The organism is Pseudomonas sp. Pseusp97, assembly GCF_047304025.1.
GTDB lineage: Bacteria > Pseudomonadota > Gammaproteobacteria > Pseudomonadales > Pseudomonadaceae > Pseudomonas.
On sequence record NZ_JBGLYK010000268.1, the window covers coordinates 1 to 6,752 of the forward strand.

4 protein-coding genes and 1 pseudogene are annotated in these 6,752 nt (G+C 67.8%); 3 read left to right on the forward strand and 2 right to left on the reverse strand.

The annotated features are described in order from the left end of the window. The 3 genes from tssG to ACCC94_RS26540 all read left to right on the forward strand — a co-directional run. Window positions 1–804: type VI secretion system baseplate subunit TssG (gene tssG, locus ACCC94_RS26530; RefSeq protein ID WP_413352590.1), on the forward strand; the 804-nt coding region annotated here is incomplete at its 5' end. A 15-nt stretch (window positions 805–819) separates the two neighbouring features. Then, complete coding sequence (gene tssH, locus ACCC94_RS26535; protein WP_413352591.1) at window positions 820–3,501, forward strand: type VI secretion system ATPase TssH; 2,682 nt, start codon at window positions 820–822, stop codon at window positions 3,499–3,501. A 65-nt stretch (window positions 3,502–3,566) separates the two neighbouring features. Beyond that, window positions 3,567–5,513, forward strand: a complete 1,947-nt coding sequence (locus tag ACCC94_RS26540) for a type VI secretion system Vgr family protein (RefSeq protein ID WP_413352592.1) — start codon at window positions 3,567–3,569, stop codon at window positions 5,511–5,513. 176 nt (window positions 5,514–5,689) lie between these two features. Here ACCC94_RS26540 and ACCC94_RS26545 read toward each other — a convergent pair whose 3' ends face one another. Together ACCC94_RS26545 and ACCC94_RS26550 are read right to left on the reverse strand one after the other, a co-directional pair. Continuing rightward, window positions 5,690–6,214, reverse strand: coding sequence for a hypothetical protein (locus ACCC94_RS26545; protein WP_413352593.1), 525 nt, complete (start codon window positions 6,212–6,214; stop codon window positions 5,690–5,692). Then, window positions 6,211–6,752: pseudogene (locus ACCC94_RS26550) on the reverse strand (hypothetical protein); the annotation flags it as partial. The pseudogene ACCC94_RS26550 and the gene ACCC94_RS26545, both read right to left, overlap by 4 nt.

A 6,752-nucleotide genomic window follows, 5' to 3' on the forward strand; every position in this document is an offset into this window, starting at 1 on the left:
CCCGAGGGCGGCGCGCCGTGGCGCCTGGAGCAATTCTTCTTCGGCCTGGGCGGCCCCAACGGCCCGCTGCCGCTGCACATCACCGAGTACGTGCGCGACCGCCAGCGCAACCATGGCGACAGCACCAGCAAGCAGTTCCTCGACGTCTTCCACCACCGCCTGCTGAGCCTGTTCTACCGCGCCTGGGCCGAGGCCCGGCCGACCGTGAGCCATGATCGCCCGGACGACGACTACTGGTCCGAGCGCCTGGCCGCCTTCAGTGGGCGCGGCCAGCCGAGCCTGCGCGGCAAGGGGCTGATCGATGGCGACGCGATGCTGCATTTCACCGGGCACCTGTCCGCGCAGACACGCTACCCGGATGGCCTCAAGGCCATCCTGCAGGACTACTTCGGTGTGCCGGTGCGCATCGAGGAATACGCCGGGCAATGGTTGCAGCTGCCCGAACGTACACGGCTGGGCGTGACCTGCACCCGTCTTGGTGAAGACTTCTGCCTGGGCGGCCAGGTCTGGGATCGCCAGCACTGCTTCGGCATCTGCCTGGGCCCGCTGAGCCTGGCCCAGTACCAGGCGCTGCTGCCCGATGGCCGCGCCTTCGCCGAACTGGTGGCCTGGGTCGGCGAATACCTGGGCGAGGAACTGGACTGGCAACTGACGCTGCAACTGCGCCGCGAGGAAGTCCCCGCGCTGCGCCTGGACCATGGGCTGCGCCTGGGCTACACGACCTGGCTGGGCCGCCCCGAACACGACCCGAAGGACCTGGTGCTGTCCCGGCACCACGCCGCGCCGAGCGCGCCGGCACACTAGACAAGGAGCAACACCATGGGTGAAATCAGTCGCGCCGCGCTGTTCGGCAAGCTCAATCCCACCGCCTACAAGGCCATCGAAGCCGCCACCGTGCTCTGCAAGCTGCGCGGCAATCCCTACGTGGAGCTGGTGCACTGGCTGCACCAGTTGCTGCAGCTGCCCGATTCGGACCTGCACCGCGTGGTGCGCCAGTTCAGCCTCGAGCCGGCACGCCTGGCACGTGACGTCACCGAAGCGCTGGACCGCCTGCCGCGCGGCTCGACCTCCATCACCGACCTGTCCTCCCACGTCGAGGAAGCCGTGGAGCGAGGCTGGGTCTACGGCAGCCTGATGTTCGGCCAGAGCCAGGTGCGCAGTGGTTTCCTGGTCATCGGCATCCTCAAGACCCCGAGCCTGCGGCACGCGCTGCTGGCGGTGTCGCGCGAGTTCGAGAAGTTCAAGGTGGAGACCCTCACCGAGCGCTTCGACGACTACATGGGCGACTCGCCGGAAAACGGCCAGGGCGCCAGCGACGGCTTCAATGCCGGCGCCACGCCGGGCGAAGCCAGCGGCGCGATGGCACCCAGCGCGCTGGGCAAGCTGGAGGCGCTCAAGCGCTTCACCGTCGACCTCACCGAGCAGGCGCGCAACGGCGAGATCGACCCCATCGTCGGCCGCGACGAAGAGATTCGCCAACTGGTGGACATCCTCATGCGCCGCCGGCAGAACAACCCGATCCTCACCGGCGAGGCCGGGGTGGGCAAGACCGCGGTCGTCGAAGGCTTCGCCCTGCGCATCGTCGCCGGCGACGTGCCGCCGGCGCTCAAGGATGTCGAACTGCGCGCGCTGGACGTCGGCCTGCTGCAGGCCGGCGCGAGCATGAAGGGCGAGTTCGAACAGCGCCTGCGCCAGGTCATCGAGGATGTCCAGGCATCGCCCAAGCCCATCATCCTGTTCATCGACGAGGCCCACACCCTGGTCGGCGCCGGCGGCGCGGCGGGTACCGGCGATGCCGCCAACCTGCTCAAGCCGGCCCTGGCCCGCGGCGCGCTGCGCACCGTGGCGGCGACCACCTGGGCCGAATACAAGAAGCACATCGAGAAGGACCCGGCGCTGACCCGGCGCTTCCAGGTGGTGCAGGTGCCCGAGCCGTCGGAGGACAAGGCGCTGCTGATGATGCGCGGCGTCGCCTCGACCATGGAGCGCCACCACCAGGTGCAGATACTCGATGAAGCGCTGGAGGCGGCGGTGAAACTGTCGCACCGCTACATTCCCGCGCGGCAACTGCCGGACAAGTCGGTCAGCCTGCTGGACACCGCCTGCGCCCGCGTCGCCATCAGCCTGCACGCCGTGCCGGCGGAAGTGGACGACAGCCGCCGGCGTATCCAGGCGCTGGAAACCGAGCTGGCGATCATCGCCCGCGAGCACGCCATCGGCATCGAGGTCTCTGGCCGCCGCGCCAACAGCGAGAGCCTGCTGGCCGCCGAGCGCGAGCGCCTGGTCAGCCTGGAGGCGCGCTGGAGCGAAGAGAAGGCGCTGGTCGACGAACTGCTCGCCACCCGCGCCCGGCTGCGCGAACAGGCCGGCGCGGTGGACAGCCAAAGTGCTGGCGAAGACCACCATGCGCTGCGTGCCCAGCTGCTCGACCTGCAGCAGCGCCTGGGCGATCTGCAAGGCGAGGCGCCGCTGATCCTGCCGACCGTGGACTACCAGGCGGTGGCCTCGGTGGTCGCCGACTGGACCGGCATCCCGGTCGGGCGCATGGCGCGCAACGAGATCGAGACCGTGCTCAACCTCGACAGCCACCTGGCCAGGCGGATCATCGGCCAGGACCATGCGCTGAAGATGATCGCCAAGCGCATCCAGACTTCCCGCGCCGGCCTGGACAACCCCAGCAAGCCGATCGGCGTGTTCATGCTCGCCGGCACCTCCGGCGTCGGCAAGACCGAAACCGCCCTGGCCCTGGCCGAGGCGCTGTACGGCGGCGAGCAGAACCTCATCACCATCAACATGAGCGAATTCCAGGAAGCGCACACCGTTTCCACCCTCAAGGGCGCGCCGCCCGGCTATGTCGGCTACGGCGAAGGCGGCGTGCTGACCGAGGCGGTGCGTCGCCGCCCCTACAGCGTGGTGCTGCTCGACGAAGTGGAAAAAGCCCACCCGGACGTGCACGAGATCTTCTTCCAGGTCTTCGACAAAGGCGTGATGGAGGATGGCGAGGGCCGCCTGATCGACTTCAAGAACACCCTGATCCTGCTCACCACCAACGCCGGCACCGAGCTGATCGCTCGCCAGTGCGCCAACCCGGCCGCGTTGCCCGAGCCGGAGGACATCGCCCAGGACCTGCGCCAGCCGCTGCTGGAAATCTTCCCGCCGGCGCTGCTAGGCCGCCTGGTGACCATCCCCTACTACCCGCTGAGCGACGCCATGCTCAAGGCGATCACCCGCCTGCAGCTGGAGCGCATCAGGAAGCGCGTGGAGGGCACCCACAAGGTCGCGTTCGACTACGACGACGCGGTCATCGACCTGGTGGTCTCGCGCTGCACCCAGACCGAGAGCGGCGGCCGCATGATCGATGCCATCCTCACCAACAGCCTGCTGCCGGACATGAGTCGCGAGTTCCTCACCCGCCTGCTCGAAGGCAAGGAGTTGGCCTCGGTGCGCATCGGCGTGGAAAACGGCGAACTGGTCTATCACTTCGCCGACGCCGCGGCCTGAGCCCGCGTTGAAGCCGGGGCGCGCGCCCCGGCAATCCCCAGCAAGGCAGACGACCGGATATGTCCATGCAGTTCACCGCGTTCACGCAAACTTCCCGCTTCGCCCAGGTCTCCAGCCCGCTCGGCCCGGACGCGCTATTGCTGCGCGACTTCTCCGGCAACGACGAGCTGGGGCGGCTCTTCGAGTACGACCTGCAACTGGTCTCCAGCGATGCGAACCTGGATTTCAACCAGCTGCTGGGCAAGCCGCTGTGCGTATCGGTCCAACTGCCCGAGGGCGGCCAGCGCCATTTCCACGGCCTGGTGGCGCGCTGCGGGCAAGGCATCGACATCGGCCAGTTCGCCGCCTACCAGGTGACACTGCGGCCCTGGCTGTGGCTGCTCAGCCGCACCTCCGACTGCCGCATCTTCCAGCACCAGAGCGTGCCGCAGATCATCAAGCAGGTCTTCCGCGACCTGGGCTTCTCCGACTTCGAGGATGCCCTGAGCCGCAGCTACCGCGAGTGGGAGTACTGCGTGCAGTACCGCGAGACCAGCCTGGACTTCGTCAGCCGGCTGATGGAGAAGGAAGGTATCTATTACTACTTCCGCCACGAGAAGGACCGCCACGTGCTGGTGCTGGCCGATGCCTATGGCGCACACCGCACTCCGGCCGGCTACGCGCAGGTCCCCTACTACCCGCCGGACGGCCAGCACCGCGAGCGTGACCACCTCAACGACTGGCGCCTGGCGCAGCAGGTGCAGCCCGGTTCCCTGGAGCTCAACGACTACGACTTCCAGCGTCCCGCCGCACGCATGGACGTACGCTCGGCGCACCCCCGCCCGCACAGCGCCGGCGACTACGCGCTGTACGACTACCCCGGTGTGTATGTGCAGAGCGAGCATGGCGAGCAGTACGCGCGCAACCGCATCGACGCCCTGCAGAGCCTGCACGAGCGCATCGAGTTCAGCGGCAACGCGCGCGGCCTCGCCAGTGGCGACCTGTTCAGCCTCAGCGGCTTTTCCCGTGCCGACCAGAACCGCGAATACCTGATCGTCGGCGCCAGCTACCGGGTGACCCAGGAGTCCCTGGAGACCGGCGGCGGCGGTGGCGGCCAGTACCAGTGCAACCTCACCTGCATCGATGCGCAACAGACCTTCCGCCCCCTGGAGCTGACCCGCAAGCCCAGCGTGCGCGGCCCGCAGACCGCCCGCGTGGTCGGCCCCGGCGGCGAGGAAATCTGGACCGACCAGTTCGGCCGGGTGAAGGTGCACTTCCACTGGGATCGCCACGACCAGTCCAACGAAAACAGCTCGTGCTGGATTCGCGTGTCCCAGGCCTGGGCCGGCAAGAACTGGGGCAGCGTGCAGATCCCGCGAATCGGCCAGGAGGTGATCGTCAGCTTCCTCGAAGGCGACCCGGACCAGCCGATCATCACCGGGCGCGTCTACAACGCCGACCAGGCGGTGCCCTACGACCTTCCCGCCAATGCCACCCAGAGCGGCATCAAGAGTCGCTCCAGCAAGGGCGGCACGCCGGCCAACTTCAACGAAATCCGCATGGAGGACAAGAAGGGCGCCGAGCAGCTGTACATCCATGCCGAGCGCAACCAGGACATCGTCGTCGAGGTGGACGAGAGCCACAGCGTCGGCCACAACCGTACCAAGAACATCGGCAATGACGAGAACGTGCGCATCGGCCAGCACCGTTCGCGGGCGGTCAAGCAGAACGACAGCCTGCTGGTGGGCGGCATGAAGAGCGACAAGGTGAGCATCCAGTATCTGATCGAGGCCGGCGCGCAGATTCGCCTGGTCTGTGGCCTGTCCGTCCTGGAGATGAACGCCGACGGGCGCATCAATATCTCCGGCAGCGCCTTCAACCTCTACGCCAGTGGCAACGGCAACATCGATACCGGCGGCCGGCTGGACCTCAACTCAGGCGGCGCCAGCGCGGTGGATGCCCAGGGCCAGGGCACCAAGGGCAGCATCGATGGCGAGGTGCAGGCCGCGTTCCCGCCGCCGCCCAAGGCCTGATGCCCAAGCGCGCGCCCTGCCCCGGGCGCGTGCCAGCCAGGCATCGACGGATCACGGGGCGCTGCGAGCGGATCAGAGCGCCGTGCCTCGGTCAGGCCCTCACGGCCGATGCCGAAGCGATGCTCGCGGCTCCAGCACTGCTCGTTGAATTTCATCCGTCGCTGCCCCGTGGCGGCTCAGGGGTTGTCCGGCACGAAGTCCGGGCCGCCGAGCCGGTCACGCAGGTGGACCGAGGTGCGCAGCAGCGGCCCCCACAGGCCGTTGTCACTGTTCCAGCTGGCACCGGCCCAGCGCGTGTCGGCCAGCAGGTCGGCCTTGCGCTCCTGGGTCAGCTGCTTGAGCTGCGCGGCCACCCCGCCGAGGTCGACTTCGAACAGCCCGGCATAGCGACCCGTGGGTTCCGCGTGCTTCTTCGAAAGGCAGTAGCGGTAGTACCAGACCCAGCGATGGGCGAGGTAGATCGCGCGGTTGCGGTCGGGATAGCTGGCCAGCAGTTTCATCAGCGCAGCGACGAAACGCGGCGCGAAGCCGGGGTCCTGCTGCCACTGCGGCACCACCAGTTCGTCGAACGCCTGGGCGACGTTCTGCGGCTCGGGGTTGTCGGTCTGCGCCTCGACGAAATAGAACGGCTCGCCGGCCAGGAAACGGTCCAGTTCGTCGTTGGCCAGCGCCAGGGACAGGACGTCATCGGGGGTCGTCATGGAATTCTCGTCACATCTTGGGTGGAGGACAGTATGCCGAGGTCATTGCCGTGGGCAATCGGCACGTTGTCGAGCACGGCCTCGCGGTTGCCGCCGGGATAGGTCACGCCGCCGGGTCGCCACAGCGAGTTGGCGCCGCCCTCGTTGCCGCTGGGCATGACCACCTTGGGGTTGTCGACGTTGACCCGGTAGATGTCCTTGCCGACCAGGTCGCCCTTCTTGTAGCCCAGCGCGTCCTCCAGCACCGCCACGTCGCCGGTCTCGCGGTACTTGGCAACTACCGCGTCCATGTCGGAACGGGCCATGACGAACTTCTTCGGGTTGAAGGTGGTGTACATCGGGTCGGCGATATCGCCGGGGGTGAAGAGGAAGGAACCGCCTTCCTTCTCGAACACCTCGAGGTGCTGCTTGACGTAGGACTCCTTCAGGTAATCGGTGGCGGGCGGGCGCTTGCCGTGGGGCAACGCCAGGATGTCGTTCTCGGTGACGCCGGGCTTGAAGGCATTCTGGCGCAGCTCCCAGGCCGTTGGCTGGCGGC

What these genes read in the sequence shown, in the direction of transcription:
- ACCC94_RS26540 (WP_413352592.1), top strand. Translation starts at nt 3,567, where the DNA reads ATGCAGTTCACCGCGTTCACGCAAACTTCCCGCTTCGCCCAGGTCTCC.
- tssH (WP_413352591.1), top strand. Translation starts at nt 820, where the DNA reads ATGGGTGAAATCAGTCGCGCCGCGCTGTTCGGCAAGCTCAATCCCACC.
- ACCC94_RS26545 (WP_413352593.1), bottom strand. Translation starts at nt 6,214, where the DNA reads ATGACGACCCCCGATGACGTCCTGTCCCTGGCGCTGGCCAACGACGAA.